13 protein-coding genes are annotated in these 15959 nt (G+C 72.8%); 4 read left to right on the top strand and 9 right to left on the bottom strand.

Annotated features, from left to right (window positions below):
- The first annotated feature begins 33 nt into the window (after positions 1–33).
- Both ACFVFQ_RS10040 and ACFVFQ_RS10035 read left to right on the top strand, forming a co-directional pair.
- Entirely contained in the window at positions 34–1515 is a 1482-nt protein-coding gene (locus ACFVFQ_RS10040; protein ID WP_383411764.1) for a cytochrome P450, read from the top strand.
- A complete protein-coding gene (locus ACFVFQ_RS10035) occupies positions 1509–2651 on the top strand; it encodes an L-tyrosine/L-tryptophan isonitrile synthase family protein (RefSeq protein ID WP_383411761.1) in 1143 nt (380 codons plus the stop codon). Before ACFVFQ_RS10040 ends, ACFVFQ_RS10035 begins: the two co-directional genes overlap by 7 nt.
- A gap of 49 nt (positions 2652–2700) precedes the next feature.
- On the opposite strand, the gene ACFVFQ_RS10030 is transcribed toward ACFVFQ_RS10035, so the two are convergent.
- Genes ACFVFQ_RS10030 through ACFVFQ_RS10020 form a run of 3 tightly spaced genes read right to left on the bottom strand, consistent with a single transcriptional unit; the run spans position 2701 to position 5611 of the window.
- Positions 2701–3471 carry an ABC transporter ATP-binding protein gene (locus ACFVFQ_RS10030; protein ID WP_383411757.1) on the bottom strand — a complete coding sequence of 257 codons (771 nt, stop codon included), beginning with the start codon at positions 3469–3471 and terminating at the stop codon, positions 2701–2703.
- A complete protein-coding gene (locus ACFVFQ_RS10025; RefSeq protein ID WP_383411754.1) occupies positions 3468–4532 on the bottom strand; it encodes a FecCD family ABC transporter permease in 1065 nt (354 codons plus the stop codon). The genes ACFVFQ_RS10030 and ACFVFQ_RS10025 overlap by 4 nt, the downstream gene beginning before the upstream one ends.
- Positions 4532–5611, bottom strand: a complete 1080-nt coding sequence (locus ACFVFQ_RS10020; RefSeq protein WP_383411751.1) for an ABC transporter substrate-binding protein — start codon at positions 5609–5611, stop codon at positions 4532–4534. The genes ACFVFQ_RS10025 and ACFVFQ_RS10020 overlap by 1 nt, the downstream gene beginning before the upstream one ends.
- 180 nt (positions 5612–5791) lie before the next feature.
- Between ACFVFQ_RS10020 and ACFVFQ_RS10015 the strand changes: the two genes are divergently transcribed.
- A complete protein-coding gene (locus ACFVFQ_RS10015) occupies positions 5792–6211 on the top strand; it encodes a hypothetical protein (protein WP_383411749.1) in 420 nt (139 codons plus the stop codon).
- Positions 6212–6239: 28 nt separating this feature from the next.
- Here the strand turns inward: ACFVFQ_RS10015 and ACFVFQ_RS10010 are convergent, their stop codons facing one another.
- The 5 genes from ACFVFQ_RS10010 to ACFVFQ_RS09990 form a co-directional block, all read right to left on the bottom strand.
- Positions 6240–6701: a cyclic nucleotide-binding domain-containing protein gene (locus ACFVFQ_RS10010; protein ID WP_383411746.1), complete on the bottom strand. Its 462-nt coding sequence runs from the start codon at positions 6699–6701 to the stop codon at positions 6240–6242.
- A 133-nt stretch (positions 6702–6834) separates the two neighbouring features.
- On the bottom strand, positions 6835–9681 hold the full coding sequence (locus tag ACFVFQ_RS10005) for an NHLP bacteriocin export ABC transporter permease/ATPase subunit (protein ID WP_383412339.1): 2847 nt from the start codon (positions 9679–9681) through the stop codon (positions 6835–6837).
- Between the two features lie 40 nt (positions 9682–9721).
- Positions 9722–12010, bottom strand: a complete 2289-nt coding sequence (locus tag ACFVFQ_RS10000; protein WP_383411743.1) for an NHLP family bacteriocin export ABC transporter peptidase/permease/ATPase subunit — start codon at positions 12008–12010, stop codon at positions 9722–9724.
- Complete coding sequence (locus ACFVFQ_RS09995) at positions 12007–12813, bottom strand: HlyD family efflux transporter periplasmic adaptor subunit (protein WP_383411740.1); 807 nt, start codon at positions 12811–12813, stop codon at positions 12007–12009. Before ACFVFQ_RS09995 ends, ACFVFQ_RS10000 begins: the two co-directional genes overlap by 4 nt.
- Positions 12814–13040: 227 nt before the next feature.
- Positions 13041–13256: a type A2 lanthipeptide gene (locus ACFVFQ_RS09990; protein WP_383411737.1), complete on the bottom strand. Its 216-nt coding sequence runs from the start codon at positions 13254–13256 to the stop codon at positions 13041–13043.
- Between the two features lie 673 nt (positions 13257–13929).
- Here ACFVFQ_RS09990 and ACFVFQ_RS09985 point away from each other — a divergent pair.
- Positions 13930–14970, top strand: coding sequence for a PHP domain-containing protein (locus ACFVFQ_RS09985; protein ID WP_383411734.1), 1041 nt, complete (start codon positions 13930–13932; stop codon positions 14968–14970).
- Between the two features lie 72 nt (positions 14971–15042).
- Here ACFVFQ_RS09985 and ACFVFQ_RS09980 read toward each other — a convergent pair whose 3' ends face one another.
- Complete coding sequence (locus tag ACFVFQ_RS09980; RefSeq protein ID WP_383411731.1) at positions 15043–15954, bottom strand: LysR family transcriptional regulator; 912 nt, start codon at positions 15952–15954, stop codon at positions 15043–15045.
- Between the last annotated feature and the right edge of the window lie 5 nt (positions 15955–15959).

Genomic DNA, 15959 nt, shown 5'->3' with positions numbered 1-15959 from the left:
GGAACACCAGAGGAAGACCAGAGGAAGATCCAGATGAAACCGACCGACTCCAACTCACCAGACACCGCAGCCCGGATACACACCCCAGCCCCCACCACCCCCACAGAGCCGGCAGAGCCGAGAGGGCCGGTAGATCCGAGAGCGCTGGCAGAGACGAGCGGGCTCGTAGAGCCAAGAGGGCCGGTAGAGCTCTACGGTCCCGCCTACAAGCGTGACCCCTATCCCCTCTACGCCGAGTTGCGGGACCGCGGCCCCGTTCACCGCGTCCGCTTCCCCAGTGGGGTGTGCGCCTGGCTCGTCACCGGGTACGAGGCGGCCCAACGGGCGCTGACCGACCCGCGGTTGGGCAAGCACCACTCACGCGGCAACGCGGCCTGGCGGGCGCGCGCCTCGATCATGCCGGAGCCGCAGCACTCGCAACTCCAGGTGCATCTGCTGCACCAGGACCCACCCCGACACACCGCGATGCGCCGGATGATCACCGATGCGTTCGCCCCACAGCGGGTGGCAGCGCTCCGTCCGCGCTTCCAGGAGTTTGCCGACGAGTTGCTGGACCGGTTCGCGGGCGTGGGCCGGGCGGACCTGGTCGCGGAGTTCGCGGCGCACTTCCCGTTCCGGGTGCTGGCCGAGGTGATCGGCCTTCCCCGGGAGTTCGTGGTGCGCTTCGACCGAGACTGGGGGAAGGTGGTGCAGCCGGTCGGGCCCACGGACCCGGGCCGACCCGCGTACGAGGCGCGGCTGCGCGGGCTCCAGCAGTACATCGCCGATCTGGTCGGGCACAAGCGGCGCGTACCGGGGGCGGACCTGCTGTCCCGTCTGGTGGCCTGCCGCGACGCGGATGAGCTGACCCAGGAGGAACTGGACTCGATGGTCTTCCAGTTGCTGGTCGCGGGCCAGGAACCGGTCACCAACCAGATCACCACCGCACTGATCGCCCTGCTCCGCCACCCCGAAGACCTCGCCACGCTGGCCGCCCGGCCCGAGCTGTTGCCCTGGGCGGTCGAGGAACTGCTGCGCCATGACGGCGCGTTCGAGCTGACGACCTGGCGGTTCTTCGCCGAGGACAGCGAGTTGCACGGGACCCGTATTCCGGCCGGCGACTCGGTGATCGTCTCGCTGTGCGCGGCCAACCGCGACCCGCGGCGCTTCGCCGACCCCGACGCCCTCGACTTCGACCGCTCGCCCAACCCACACCTCGCCTTCGGCCACGGCAGCCACTTCTGCCCGGGGGCCGCGCTCGCCCGCGCCGAGTTGCAGATCGCGCTGGGCACCCTGCTCCGTCGGCTGCCGGGCCTCCGCCTGGCCGTTCCGGAGGACCAACTGCCGTGGATCCCGGCAGTCCTGGCCCGCGGGGTCAACCACCTCCCGGTGACGTACGGAAGCGAACCGGAGCGGTCCCCTGGCCAGGCCCCCGGTCCAGGCACACCCGCCACCGGCTGCCCGATGACCACGCCCCGCCCCGCGCCCCGCCCCGCTAGCGCAACGGACTCCCACCCCCGGGACAACGCATGCTGATCCCGAACGCCCTCGAAACCCCTTGCACCGACCACCCGACCTCCATCACCTCCACGGCCTCCACGGTCTCCACCTGCAAGGCGATACTCCGCGTCCTCCTCCCCTACCGGCGCACCCTGGACGACGCCACCGACGGCGACACCCCGGACGCGTTTCCCGTCCAACTGCGCCAGTTGGCCCCCTGGGTCGCGGCGGGGCGGCCGATCCCCTTCACCCTGCCGGGCTTCCCCTGCAAGTCCCCCAACCCCGCGAAGGTGCTCGGCCCGCTCCCCGACGAGGGCGAGCGGCTCGCGCTGCGCTTCCTGGACGGGCTGTGCGCCCGTATTGCGGCCGTGTACCCACCGGGCGCCCGGATGGTGATCTGCTCGGACGGACACGTCTTCAGCGACCTCATCCGGGTACCGGACGCCGACATCGACGCCTACGGGGACGGGCTGCGGGCGCTGCTCCAAGAGGAGGGGCTGGCGCCCCGGTTGAGCGTCTTCGATCTGCGTGCCGCATACGGGGACCTGCCCTACGACGCCAAACGGGCCCGGATCGAGGCGGAGCACGCGCCCTCGCTGGCGGCGCTACGGGGCGAGACGCGGGCCGACGAGGCCGCCCGGCGGCTGTACTTGGGCATCACCCGGTTCCTCTTCGAGGACACCGACCTCGGCGCCTACCCCGGCACCCGTTCGGCGTTGCAGCGGGAGTGCCGGGCGCGCGCCTACGGGGTGATCCGGCGGAGCCGGGCCTGGGGCGAGTTGATCGCCGGGTACCACCCGGGGGCGGTGCGGCTGTCGATCCACCCGCAGCCGCGGGGTTCGGCCAAGTTCGGGATCCGGCTGCTGGACGCGCCGGATGTGTGGACGACGCCGTGGCACGCGTGCGTGCTGGAACACGACGATGGGAGGCGGGAGTTGCTGCGCCGGGCGGACGCCGAGCGCCGGGGCCGTCTGATCCTGCGGCACGGGCGGCCCAGCCACTTCACGACGACAGCGACGATGGCGGCGACACAGGAGACGGGGGCGACGGGGGCGACGGGAGCGACAGCAGCGCCGACAGCGACAACGGCACCAGCGCCAGCACCAGCACCAGCACCAGCACCAGCACCAGCACCGACACCAGCACCAGACACGCACCCCCCAACCCCATAACCACCCCCGTGCCCGCAGCCCCCACTCCCCCGAGGACTGCGGGCACCCCCTACCCACCCCGGTGATCAAACGCAATCAACGGATCGCCCGTCAGCGGATGTTCCGTCACCGCCGCCCGCACCCCGAAGACCTCCGCCAGCAGTTCTGGCGTCAGTACCGTCCGGGGCGGTCCGGAGGCCACCAGTCGGCCGTCGTGCAGGACGTGCAGGCGGTCGCAGAGCGATGCCGCGGCGTTCAGGTCGTGCAGGGAGATCAGGGTGGTGCGGGCCCGGTCGCGGAGCAGGGTCAGCAGCTCGACCTGGTGGCGGACGTCGAGGTGGTTAGTGGGTTCGTCCAGCACCAGCACGTCCGTGTCCTGGGCGAACGCCCGGGCCAGCAGCACGCGTTGCCGCTCGCCGCCGGAGAGCGCGGTGAACCGGCGGGCCTCCGCGCCGGCCATACCGACGGCGGCGAGCGCGTCGGCCACCGCCGAGCGGTCGGTGTCGTCCTCGCCGGCGAAGGCCCGCTTGTAGGGCGTCCGCCCCATCGCCACCACCTCGCGCACCGTCAACTCGAAGTCGGCGGCCCGCTCTTGCGGCAGGGCCGCGATGTGGCGGGCGGCGCGCCCGGGGGACAGCGTGGCGAGGTCGGTTCCGCAGAGCAGGACGCGGCCGGCGGTGGGGCGCAGATGCCGGTAGACGGTCCGCAGCACGGTGGACTTGCCGCTGCCGTTGGGGCCGACCAGCCCGACGATCTCGCCGGAGGCCGCCATCAGATGCACCCCGGCGACGACGTCCCGTCCGGAGTAGCTGACCCGCAGCTCCTCGATGTCGATCCTCATCGCTCGCCCCCCAACCGCCGGTCCAGCACGAACAACAGGGCCGGCGCGCCGATCATCGCCGTGACGACCCCGACCGGGAGCTCCTGACCGTCCAGGGCCGTTCGGCAGACGACGTCGACCACCACCAGCAGCAGCGCCCCGGTGAGGGCGGACAGCGGCAGCAGCCGGCGGTGGTCACCGCCGACGACCAGCCGGCACAGGTGCGGCACCATCAGGCCGACGAAGGCGATGGCTCCGGAGACCGCGACCAGGACGCCGGTCAACAGGCTGGTCACCACGAACAGTTCGCGGCGCAGCCGGGTCACGTCCACGCCGAGCCCGGCCGCCGTCTCATCGCCCATCAGCAGGGCGTTCATCGCGCGGGCCCTGGCCTGGAGTGCCAGCAGGCCGGCGGCGACCGCGAGCGCCGGCAGCCACAGTGCGCCCCAAGTGGCCCCGCTCAGGCTGCCCATCAGCCAGAACAGCACCCCGCGGGTCTGCTGTTCGTCGCCGGCCTGGAGGACGAGGTAACTGGTGAAGCCGGACAGGAACTGACCGATGCCCACGCCCGCCAACACCAGCCGCAGCGGCGAGAATCCGCCGCCGCGCCGCGCCATCGCCCACACCAGCGCGAACGCGGCGAGCGCCCCGGCGAAGGCGGCCGCCGACATGCCGAGCCCGAGCGCTCCGCCGGCGCCGGCGCCCAGCACGATGGCGGCGACCGCGCCGAGCGAGGCCCCGTTGGAGATGCCGAGGAGGTACGGGTCGGCGAGCGGGTTGCGCACCAGGGCCTGGGTCGCGGTGCCGACCAGCCCGAGGCCGGCGCCGACGCAGGCGGCCAACAGGGCTCTGGGGACCCGGAGTTGCCACACGATCAGCTCGTCCGTGCCGGGTTGCGGCGCGGCCCCGCCGAGCCGGCGCAGCACCACCGACCAGACGTGTCCGGGCGGCAGGTCGGTGGCGCCCAGCGACACCGCGGCGGTCAGCGCCCCGACCAGCGCCACGGCGAGGACGAGGGCGAGCGGCCCGGTGCGCGGCGGGTGCGTCCGTTCGCGTACCGGGGCGAGCGGCTGCGCCCCCACTACCGGGCCGCCTTGAACCGCGTCGGGTACAGGGTGCGCGCGATCTGCTCGACGGTGTCGGCGTTGCGGGTGCCGGCGATGGTGGTGGGCTCCGAACCGATCCGCAGGAACCGCTCGTTGCGGACCGCGGCCAGGCCCTTGGTGGCGGGGAAAGTCTTGAGGAACTGCGCGGCCTGGTCGAACGCCTCGGCGTTGGCGACCGCGTCGCCGCGGTCGCGGACGGCCAGTTGGATCCAGTCGGGGTTCTTGGCGACCACGTCCTCCCAGGAGACCGGCTTGAAGTCCCCGTCACAGTCGCCGAAGACGTTGCGGGCGCCGGCCTGGCTGATCACGGCGTTGGCGACCTGCTTGCCGCAGACGGCCATCGGCTGCTTGGTGCCGGCGTCGAAGTCGAAGAAGAAGTAGCGGGGCCGCTCGGCCTCGGGGACGTCGGCGACGGCCTGGTGGACGGCGGCGACCTTGGCGCGCATGCCGGCGACCAGTTCCCGGGCCCGCGGCGCGGTGCCGGTGACGGCGCCGAGCCGGGTCAGGTCGCCCTCGACGCCGGACAGGTCGCGCTGCGGGCCCTTGGCCATCGGGGCGCAGGCGGTGGAGGCCAGGTAGACGTGGCGGATGCCGGCCGCCTTGAACTCCTCGTCGGACGGGGCGTCCCCGGCGCCGCCCATGCCGCCCATGCCGCCCATGGCGGCGAAGGTGTCGATGTAGAGGTCGGCACCGGAGCCCAGCAGCTTCTCCTTCGGGATGACGGCCTTGCCGAGGACCGGCACCTTGGCGGCCCGGGCGCCGAGTTCGCCGGGCAACGTCCCCTTGCCGGGCGGGAATCCGGTGCCGATGACCCGGTCGCCGGCGCCGAGCCGCAGCAGCATCTCCAGGGCGGCGGCGTTGCTGGTGACGATCTTCCGGGGCGGGGCGGTGAACGTGGTCTCCACGCCCTTGCAGTCGGCGACCCGTACGGGGAAGCCGTCGCGGCCCGGTGGACCGCCGTCCGCCCCCGTAGCGCGTGTCCCGCCGCCTGAACCGCACGCCGTGGCGGCCAGCGCGACAACCACCGCGAGTCCGCACCACTTTCCTAGGCGCATGGGCCTTCTCCCCTACCGCTGTGACGCTCCGGCCGGTCCACCGGCCGCGGGCCACCCTCGTGGCCCGGCACAGGTAGTCGGGGAGGCACCGCCTCCGGTTCCCGGCCCCTGGCGTTCATGTCGAGCGCCGCGTCATCCTGAGCGAACGGCACACCGACCAACGGGGAAACGGAACCCGCCATGAGCCACGACACGTCAAGCTACGACTCGTCATCCGGCTGGGACACTTCGAGTCACGGCAACCACGACAGCTACGGCCACGACAGCCACAGCTCATCGAGCAACGACTCCTCGCACCACGACTCCTCGCACCACAGCTCTTCGCACCACGACTCCTCGCACCACAGCTCTTCGCACCACGATTCGTCGCACCACGGCTGGTCCGGCTCCCACGCGTCGAGCGGCTACTCGTCCTCGCACGCGCCCCACCACTCCGCCGCGTCCCACTCCACAGCACCCCACCCCACCCCCCACATGACCAACGACCTGCCGGCCTTCGGGAGCGATCAACAGGCCGGCGACGACGAGCAATCCCGGCGTCGGCGGCGGGCGGAGGAAGAGGAGGAGCACCGCCGGCGGTGGGTCCGGCGGCACCGGTGACACGCGGTGGACTGCCGGCCGTCGGCGCTCAGGGTCCCTCTTCGCCGCTCCCTTGGGGGCCGTAGAGCTCCAGGAGTCGGGTGCGGGTGCCGTGGAGACGTTCGGCGACGGTCTCGGCGACGTAGCGGTAGACGGCGCGGCCCAGGACGGCGTCGTCCGCGCAGAGGCCGCGGACGACGGCCGCGTCGAATTCGAGCGCCTCGACGGGGCCGAGGGTCTCGGCGCCCAGGTGCCAGAGGTAGGGCGGGAACAGCCAGGACCAGCCGAGGAGTTCGTCCCGGCCGAGGGTTTCGACGACGGCGGCGCGGCGGCCGGGGACGCGCTGGTCGAGCGCGACCCGGCCGGAGCGGATGATCCAGAACCGCTCGGCCCGGCGGCCCTCCTCGAAGACGCGGGTGCCGCGGGGCAGCGACACGAGCCGGGCGACCTCGGTCAGCCGTCGGCGCCGGTCGGGCGGCATCGCGTCGAACAGGTGCTTCACCTTGGGCATCTCGCCCTCCATCCACCATGTGGGATCACTGTGGGCTAACTTCAGAGCGTTCTGCACGATATGCGGAGGATGCGACGGATGCCGGGAATGGCCGGCCCGGAACGCGGCAACCAGCGCGCCCGGGCATACGCCCTCAGGCCATCTGACGGCGTACCAGGTCGTGCAGCCGGCCGCCGGTGTTGGCGAGGAGCTCGGCGGGGGTGCCCTGTTCGACGATCCGGCCGTCGGCCATGACCAGGACCCGGTCGGCGTCCAGCACGGTGGAGAGGCGGTGCGCGATGACCACGCGGGAGGCGCTCAGCGCGCGGGTGCTGTCGATGACGATCCGCTGGGTCTCGTTGTCCAGGGCGCTGGTGGCCTCGTCGAAGAAGAGGATGCGGGGGCGGCGGACCAGCGCCTGGGCGATCATCAGCCGCTGCCGCTGGCCGCCGGAGATGGCGCCGCCGCCGGAGATCATGGTGTGCAGGCCCATCGGCATCCGCTTGATGTCCTCGGCCAACCCGGCCATCTCCGCGGCCGCCCAGACCTCTTCCTGGGTGAACGACTCGGCGCCGCTGATGCAGTCCAGGATGGAGCCGGTGAGCGGCTGGGCGTTTTGCAGGACCACCCCGCACTGGCGGCGGACGGCGGCCTGGTCGAGCGCGCCGAGGTCCTGGCCGTCGTAGAGGACACTGCCGGAGGAGGGCCGGTCGAAGCCGATCAGCAGGCGCAGCAGGGTCGACTTGCCGCAGCCGCTCGGGCCGACGATGGCGACGAACTCGCCGGGCCGCACCTGGAAGGAGACGTCGTCGAGGACCAGCGGGCCGTCCTCGCGGTAGCGGAAGGAGAGCCGGCGGGTCTCCAGGGCGCCAAAGAGCGCGCCCGGTTGGGAGCTGCCGCCGCGGACCTCGGGGGCCTCGTCCAGCACCGGCTTGATCTGCTCGAACATCGGCAACGCCGCGGCGGCCTGGATGAGCGCGCCGGTGATCTGGGTGACCGAGGTGAGCAGCATGGTCACCGAGGTGTTGAAGGTCAGGAAGGCGCCGGCGGACAGGGTGCCGCGGGCCGGGCCGGCCAGCAGCATGAACAGCGCCAGGGAACAGACCGGTAGGTAGACGGCGTTGAGGACGGTGGTGAGGTTCTTGATCCGGCCGGCCCGCTGCTGGAGCTCCCGGGAGCGGGCGAACTCCCGCGCCCAGGCGGCGTAGGCGAAGGACTCCGCGGCCGCGACCCGCAGCTTGGGCAGGCCACGCAGGGTCTGGAAGGCCCGGTTGTTGAGCTTGTTGCCGAGCACGATCAGGCGGCGCTGCCAGCGCAGTTCCCACAGGCCGAGGACGAGGAAGACCGCGCCGATGACGAGCAGCACGGCGAGCGCGGCGAGCGCCAGCGGGACGCTGTAGAGGAGCAGCAGCACGAGGTTGATCGCGCCGACCGTGCCGGCCTGGACGGCGACCGGTCCGACGCCGGCCAGCACCCGGCGGATGGCGCTGATCCCCATGGCGGCGCTGGCCAGTTCGCCGGTGGAGCGGGCGGCGAAGAACTGGGTGGGCAGCCGCAACAGCCGGTCCCAGACGGCGGGTTGGAGGATGGACTCGATCCGGCCCTCGACGCGCAGCACGGTGAGGTTCTGGAGCAGGGTGAAGGCCGCCGCGACAACGCTGGAGACGATGACGGCGAGCGCGATCTGGACGATCAGGTCGCGCTGGGCCGCCGGTACGTAGACGCCGAGGACCTTGCCGGTGGCGATCGGCACGAGGGCACCGAGGGCGACCGTGACCAGCCCGGCCAGGGCGAGGTTGCGCAGGTCGGTGCGGGTGCCGCGGAGGCTGAAGCGCATCAGCCGCCACAGCGTCAACCGCCCCTCGGGCAGCGGCCGGTAGAACATCACGGCCTGCGGCTCGAACTCGTCGGCGTTGTCCTTGCCGATCCGGATGCGCAGCCCGGAGGTCGGGTTGACCGCTTCGTAGCGGCCGCGCCGCCACAGCAGCGCCACGGGGGCGCCGGACTTGGCGCGGTGGCCGACCAGGGGGCCGGCGTCGGTGCGCCACCAGCGGCCGTCGAGGCGGACGGCGCGGGTGCGTATCCGGGAGGCGAGGGCGATCCGCTCGACGGGGCTGACCCGGTCGCCGGCGGCGGCGCCCTTGGGCGGTTCGGTGAGGGTGATTCCGGCGGCTCCGGCGACCTGTTGGCAGACCGCGAAGGTCAGGTCGTCGCCGGCGCGGTCGCGCGCGGCGGTGGCGCGAGCGCCGCGCTCCTTGCCGATGGAGGCCAACAGCGCCTGGTCGGCGCGCTCGCGGACGGCCTCGCCGGCCTTGATGCCGGCGGCCGCGCGGTCCTCGTGGGCCCGCTCCTCCTGCTCGATCCAGCGGTCGACGGCGGACAGCAGCCGGTACTGCTGGTTGACCATGCGCTGCCACAGCGCGGCGTCGACGAGCAGATCGGCGGCGGCCTCGGCGCTGTAGGAGGCGCCGTATTGGACGCTGCCGGGCGGCACCGGCATCCACAGCACGTCGTCGTCGGCCACCGCCTCGTCGCTGGGCCGGCCGTCCAACGGGGCCTCGAACAGCACGCCCAGCCCACGGGCGGTGCCGAGCGCGAAGGCGTGTTCCACAGGGGTGGCGACCGGCGTCCCGTAGGGGTCGTCGTATCCGTAGGTGTGGGGGTCGCCGCCGTGGTCGGCGCGGGGCAGTTCGCGCAGCGCGATCCGGCGCAGGCCGCAGTCGGCCGACGGGCGGCCCACGAGGGTGTGTTGGGGGCCCTGGACGGGGCCGAGCAGCAGGGTGCCGGCTTCGAGGCGGCCGAGGAAGTGCCAGTGGCCCTCCTGGGCGGCGTCGACCGCGAACAGGTCAAGGGTGCCGCCGGTGACCAGCCACAGGACGTGCGGGCCTTCGAGCGGGACGTTGCGCAGCCCGGTGCAGTCGACGGGGGTGCCGAGGGTGCCCAGGGCGTGGGTGACGGCGTCAGCGCCGGGTGCGGCGGCCGGTTCCGCGGGCGGCGGCACGGCGGGTCCGGCGTCCGGGGACGGGTGTGCGGAGGCCACGTCAGTGCTCCTTGACCAACTGGGCGTAGGCGCCCCCGGCGGCGACCAACTCCTCGTGCCGGCCGCGTTCGACGATGGTGCCGTGGTCCAGGACCACGATCTCGTCGCTGTCGCGGACGGTGCTCAGCCGGTGGGCGATGATGACGCAGGCGCAGCCGCGGCGCCGCAGGTTGTCCATGATGACCGCCTCGGTCCCGGCGTCCAGGGCGCTGGTGACCTCGTCGAGGACGAGCACGCTGGGGCGCCGGACCAGCGCCCGGGCGATCTCCAGGCGCTGCCGCTGGCCACCGGAGAAGTTGCGGCCGTCCTGTTCGACGCGGCTGTGGATGCCGTCGGGGCGGCGGGCGATGACGTCGTCGTAGAGGGCGGCGTCCTGGAGGGCGGCGATCACCGCGTCGTCCGGTATGGAGGGGTCCCACAGGGCGACGTTGTCCCGGACGGTGCCCTCGAAGAGGAAGACGTCCTGGTCGACGAAGGAGACCGAGGCGGCCAGCGCGCTGCGCGGGATGTCGGCGAGGCGCTGTCCGTCAATCCGGATGGTGCCCTCCCAGGGCGCGTAGAGGCCGGAGATCAGGCGGGAGACGGTGGACTTGCCGCTGCCGGAGCCGCCGACCAGGGCGACCTGCTGCCCCGGGCCGACGGACAGCGAGAAGCCGGTCAACAGCGGGGCGTCGAGCGGGCTGTAGCCGAAGGTGATGTCGTCGAGGGTGACATGGCCCTTGAGGCGGCGGGTGCCGGCGTCCGCGTCCGGGCGGGAGTAGAGGGTGTCGGCGGGGAAGCTCTCGACGTCCTTGAGGCGGGCGACGTCGGCGGCGAAGTCCTGGATGCGTCCGGCGACGCCGTTGAGGCGGGTGACGGGGGCGGTGAAGCGGGTCACCAGGGCCTGGAAGGCGACCAACAGGCCGATGGAGAGATGGCCTTCGACGGCGCGCAGGCCGCCGATCCAGAGGATCAGCGCGCTGTTGAGGGTGGCGAGGGTGGGGGCGACGATCGCGAGCCAGGCGCTGGGGACGCCGAGCCGCTGCTGCACCTCCAGGGTGGTGGCGTGCTGGCCGGCCCAGCGGCGGAAGTAACCGTTCTCGCCACCGGTGGCCTTCATGGTCTCGATGAGGGTGAGGCCGGTGTAGGAGGTGTTGGTGAGGCGTGCGGTGTCGGCGCGCAGCTTCTGGGTGTGGGTGGCACGCAGCCGGACGACGATGCGCATGGCGACGACGTTGAGCAGGGCCAGCAGCACGCCGATGACGGTGAGTTGGGGGTCGTAGGTCCACAGCAGGACCGCGTAGAGGATGACGACCACGCCGTCGACGGCGGCCGCGGCCAGGTCGCGGGCGAGGGTCTCGGCGACCGCGTCGTTGGACTGGAGACGTTGGACGAGGTCGGCGGGCGAGCGCTGGGCGAAGAAGGTGACCGGCAGCCGGAGCAGATGGCGCAGGAAGCGGGCGCTGCTGAGGGTGGAGGAGATGATCCGGCCGCGGAGCAGGTTGGCCTGTTGCAGGCCGGTGAGGACGGCGGTGAGCGCCACCATCGCGGCCATCGCCGCGAACAGCGGGCCCAGCAGCGAGGTTTGGTTGCCGATCAGGAACATGTCGATGTAGGTGCGGCTGAGCGCGGGCACCGCGGCGCCGACGCCGACCAGCAGCAGGCTGGCGAGCAGGGCGGCCAGCAGGGTGCCGGTGGTGCCGCGCAGCCGGGCCGGCAGGGCGTGCAGGACGCTGGGGCGTCGGCCGCCCTTCTCGAACGCCTCGGAGGGTTCGAAGACCAGCACGACGCCGGTGAAGCTGGTGTCGAAGTCCTCCACGGGCACGAAGCGGCGGCCCTTGTCGGGGTCGTTGAGGTGGACGCCGCGGCGGCCGAGGCGGCGGCCCATGCCGTCGTAGACGACGTAGTGGTTGAACTCCCAGAAGAGGATGGCCGGCGCCTGGACCTCGGCGAGCGCGGCCGGCTCCATCTGCATGCCCTTGGCCGTGAGGCCGTAACTGCGGGCGGCCTTGAGGAGGTTGCTGGCGCGGGAGCCGTCGCGGGAGACGCCGCAGGCGATCCGCAGTTCCTCCAGCGGCACGTGCCGGCCGTAGTGGGCGAGCACCATCGCCAGGGAGGCGGCGCCGCACTCCACGGCTTCCATCTGCAGGACGGTGGAGGTGCGGACCGACTTCTTCGCCTTGGGGGCGCGCTCCGGTGCCCTGCGACGGCGGGTGGGCGGCGCGCCCTCGGGACGGTGCCGTCCACGGCCGGCGGGCGGGAGGTGCTGCGGGGGCGCCGCGGAGGCAGCGGAGGCGTCGGGCGCGGTCACGAGAGCAGCCAATCGATCGGGTGCTGCGCGGCCAGGTGGACGGCTGCGGTGGCCGGGGTCATCGAGTCGAGCGCGAAGGGGGGCCCGGTGGAGGTGGACCAGGCGTAGCCGGAGGCGGTGTGCGCGGTGTCGAGGGTGACCCGTACGGCGACGGGCTGGCCGTCGCGGGAGAACTGCTCGGCGAGTTGGTCGCTGCCGAGGAACGCGGCGATCCGTTGCCGGGGCTGGGCGGCGCGGCCGATGGCGGCGACGTGGCCGCGCAGCACGCCGTAGCGCTGGGTGGGGGCGGAGGCGACGGTGAGGTCGACGGGGGCCCCGACCGGGAGCGTGGCGGCGCTCTCGGCCGGGACGTACAGGGTGGCCGTCAGCGGGTCTTGGGGACCGGAGGTCCGCTCTACGGAGGCGAGGTCGGCGCCCGTGGTGACGACCGCGCCGATGCTGGCGTCCAAACTGGTCAGCCGGCCGGCGGCGAGCGCGCGGACGACGGTGGTGGTGCCCTGCGCGGTGCGTATTCGGACCAACGGGACGCCGGACGCGACCTGTTTGCCCTCCTCGGCGAGGACCGTGGTGACCTGGCCGGCGACCGGGCTCTGGAGGACGTAGCTGCCGTGGCCGTGGGTGAGGATGCCGGGGGCGGTGAGGGTGGCGGTGACCGTGCCGGTGATCGCCCAGACGGTCGCGGCGATCATGACGAGGACGGTGACGGTGAGCACCAACCAGCCCTGGGGGCGGGCGAAGCGCACCGGCAGGTCGAGTTCCTCGGGCGACTGCAGCTTGGAAAGGGCCTGTTGGCGAAACTGCACGACACTCTTCCCTCAACTGCCTGGGCTGGTACGGACGTACGAGAGTACGCCGCCGACGCGGCGGTCCGGCGGCGGGCCCCGGCGGTGGACAGCCGGGTGCCCCGGAATCCGGCCGGAGCCGGATTGTCCGGGGCACTCGGTGCGGCAGATCGGCAGGGAGGGGGCGCCGACTACCGTCATGGCCGTTCGATGCCGGCCGTGCCGCGGGGCGGCACGTGATCGCTAGATCAGAGGCCGTTGGTCAGGCCGCCGGCGATGCCCTGCACGTCCAGGCCGGTGGTCTGCTGGACCAGGCCGGTGGCGGTGTTGAGGACGCCCGAGACGGGGGCGACGGAGTTGACGGTGCCGGTGACGGTGCCCACGACGCCGCCGACGAGGCCACCGGACACGTTGTCCAGGTCGGCGTCGGAGATTTCCTGGGTCTGAACCTGGGCGTTGTTCATGGTGTTTCCCTTCGGACGGATCAATACAAGAAAAACTGCGACGGGCCATCCGGTGGCCGGCCCGGCCGCGGCCACGGTAGTGGGGGTCCCGATTTCGGGAAACCCCGGCGACTGCCGTGGTGCGATGGATCAAAGCATGCGGGCGGGTTGCCCTGCTAATCGGATGAGTGGCGATCCGGACGCGACTGCTCGAAGGAATTACCGGACGTGTACGTACGTCCATGGCTTGGTCGAGGCATCTTCACATCTCCTCCGGTTTCCTTTCCGCGGAATCGTCGTTGCCAGACGCGCGGAATGGGACATTCCGGAAGTCATCCACCGATCGGCCGGACCGCACCCGGGCCCGAAACACCGGCGCGTGTGCCGGCTGCGCATTCGGTGTGCAGATTTCCTGAAGGCCCTCGAACTTAACGCCCGACTAGCGCGCCACGCCCCCGCGAAGTCCACCACGCGTTTCCGCAGTACGACACGGGTGTGACGGGGTTTTTAACCGAACATGATTGCCCGTGACTTCCCGTGCGGTATTGACCGGAATCGTCACCGCTATCGCCCCGCCATTCCGATGGAAACGGATCGACCACTAGAGAACGGACATATTCGCATAACTGCGGTGGTGGTGTGCGACCACCGCACCGCGGTGGCAGCCGGCCCCCGCCCGGTGCACGGTGGGGAGGTGGATCCCGTGGCGGCCCTGGACCGGATCGCGTTCCTGCTGGAACGGCAGGGCGCGGTGACCTACCGCGTGCAGGCGTTCCGCACCGCGGCCGCCGTGCTCGACCAACTTCCCCCGGACGACCTGCGCGAGCGCGCCGCGCGCGGAACGCTGGGGCGCCTCAAGGGACTCGGCCCCAAGACGACCCGGGTCATCGAGGAGGCGCTCGCCGGGCAACGCCCCGCCTACCTCGCCGCGCTGGAGGAGGAGGCCGGCGGCCCGCTGGTCGAGGGCGGGCGGGGCCGGGCACTGCGGCGGGCGCTGCGCGGCGACTGCCATCTGCACTCGGACTGGTCGGACGGCGGCAGCCCGATCGCCGCGATGGCCCGGGCCGCCCGCGACCTCGGCCACGCCTGGTGCGCGCTGACCGACCACTCCCCCCGGCTCACCGTCGCCCGCGGGCTGACGGCCGAACGGCTGCGCCGACAACTGGACGTGGTCGCGGAGCTCAACGAAGAACTCGCACCGTTCCGACTGCTCACCGGGATCGAGTGCGACATTCTCGACGACGGCTCGCTCGACCAGGAACCGGAGCTCCTGGACCGGCTCGACGTGGTGGTCGCCTCCCTCCACTCCAAGCTCCGCATGGAACGGGCCCCGATGACCCGCCGGATGCTGACCGCGGTGCGCAATCCGCTGGTGGACGTCCTCGGCCACTGCACCGGCCGGCAACTCACCGGCAGGGGCCGCCCGGAATCGGCGTTCGACGCCGCGGAGGTCTTCGCGGCCTGCGCCGAGCACCACACCGCGGTGGAGATCAACTGCCGCCCGGACCGGCTGGATCCGCCCCGTCGACTGCTGCGCCAGGCCCTCGACGCCGGCGCCCTCTTCGCGATCGACAGCGACGCGCACGCCCCCGGCCAGCTCGACTGGCAGATCTACGGCTGCGCCCGCGCCGAGGAGTGCGGCGTCCCCGCCGGCCGCATCGTGACCACCTGGACGGCCCGCCAACTGACGACCTGGACCACAACCGGCCGCACCCCGCGCCGGACCGCCGCCTAGGGCGCTTCTGGCGCCCTAACCCACCCCACGCAACGGCCCAAGGGCGTCAACCCGCCCCGAACCCGCCCGACTTCACCCCTCCTGCGCGGCGGCCGCCGTCCGTAGCGCCGCCAACACCGGCCGGAACAACGGATGCTCCTCCGCACCGCGCCGCACCGCCGCGAACACCCGGCGGGTGGGCGCCACCCCGTCGACCGGCCGGACCACCACTCCCCCCAGGTCCATCCCGCGCAGCGCCGAGCGCGGCACCAGTGCCACCCCGGCGCCCGCCGACGCCAGCGCCACCACCGCCCGGAAGTCGTCGGAGAAGTGCGTCAGCAGCGGCCGGAACCCGGCGTACTCGCAGGCCAGGACGACCACGTCATGGCACGGATTGCCCGAATAGGGGCCGATCCAGGGGGACTTGGCCAGCGCGGACAGCGGCACTGCCGCCGCCTCGGCCAGCGCATGGCCGGGCGGCAGCACCGCGTCGAACGGCTCCGCGTACAGCGGGACGCGGGTCAACCGGGGGTCGTCCGCGTCCGGCGCGCCCCGGTACTCGACGGCCACCGCCACATCGACCTGCCGGTCCAGCACCATCGGCAGGCTGGCGTCGCCCTCCGCGTCCCGCACCCGGACGTGGATGCCGGGCGCGGACGCGGCCAGTTCGGCGAGGGCCGGCGCGAGCACCAGCCCGATGACGGTCGCGAACGCCGCGACCGTCACCGTGCCGCCCTCACCCTTGTCGTAGGCGGCCAGCTCGGCCTCGGCGCGCTCCAACTGGGCCAGCACCGCGTTGGCGTGGGCGAGCAGGATGTCGCCGGCCGGCGTCAGCCGGACCCCGCGGGCGCCGCGCTCGACCAGCCGGTGGCCGGTCTCCTGCTCCAACGCGGCGAGCTGTTGGGAGACCGCCGACGGCGTGAGGTAGAGCGCGGCGGCCGCGGCGGTCACCGTGCGGTGGTCGGCCAGCGCCCGCAGGATGTGCAGCCGACGTGCTTCGATCATGGGTC

The organism is Streptomyces sp. NPDC057743 (genome assembly GCF_042798755.1).
In the GTDB taxonomy this organism is placed as follows: Bacteria; Actinomycetota; Actinomycetes; order Streptomycetales; family Streptomycetaceae; genus Streptomyces.
This window is presented reverse-complemented; position numbering and strand designations above follow the sequence as displayed.

Coding starts and splice junctions, on each gene's coding strand:
- ACFVFQ_RS10020 (WP_383411751.1), bottom strand. CDS start 5,611: ATGCGCCTAGGAAAGTGGTGCGGACTCGCGGTGGTTGTCGCGCTGGCC.
- ACFVFQ_RS10030 (WP_383411757.1), bottom strand. CDS start 3,471: ATGAGGATCGACATCGAGGAGCTGCGGGTCAGCTACTCCGGACGGGAC.
- ACFVFQ_RS10035 (WP_383411761.1), top strand. CDS start 1,509: ATGCTGATCCCGAACGCCCTCGAAACCCCTTGCACCGACCACCCGACC.
- ACFVFQ_RS10010 (WP_383411746.1), bottom strand. CDS start 6,701: ATGCCCAAGGTGAAGCACCTGTTCGACGCGATGCCGCCCGACCGGCGC.
- ACFVFQ_RS10040 (WP_383411764.1), top strand. CDS start 34: ATGAAACCGACCGACTCCAACTCACCAGACACCGCAGCCCGGATACAC.
- ACFVFQ_RS10015 (WP_383411749.1), top strand. CDS start 5,792: ATGAGCCACGACACGTCAAGCTACGACTCGTCATCCGGCTGGGACACT.
- ACFVFQ_RS09980 (WP_383411731.1), bottom strand. CDS start 15,954: ATGATCGAAGCACGTCGGCTGCACATCCTGCGGGCGCTGGCCGACCAC.
- ACFVFQ_RS09990 (WP_383411737.1), bottom strand. CDS start 13,256: ATGAACAACGCCCAGGTTCAGACCCAGGAAATCTCCGACGCCGACCTG.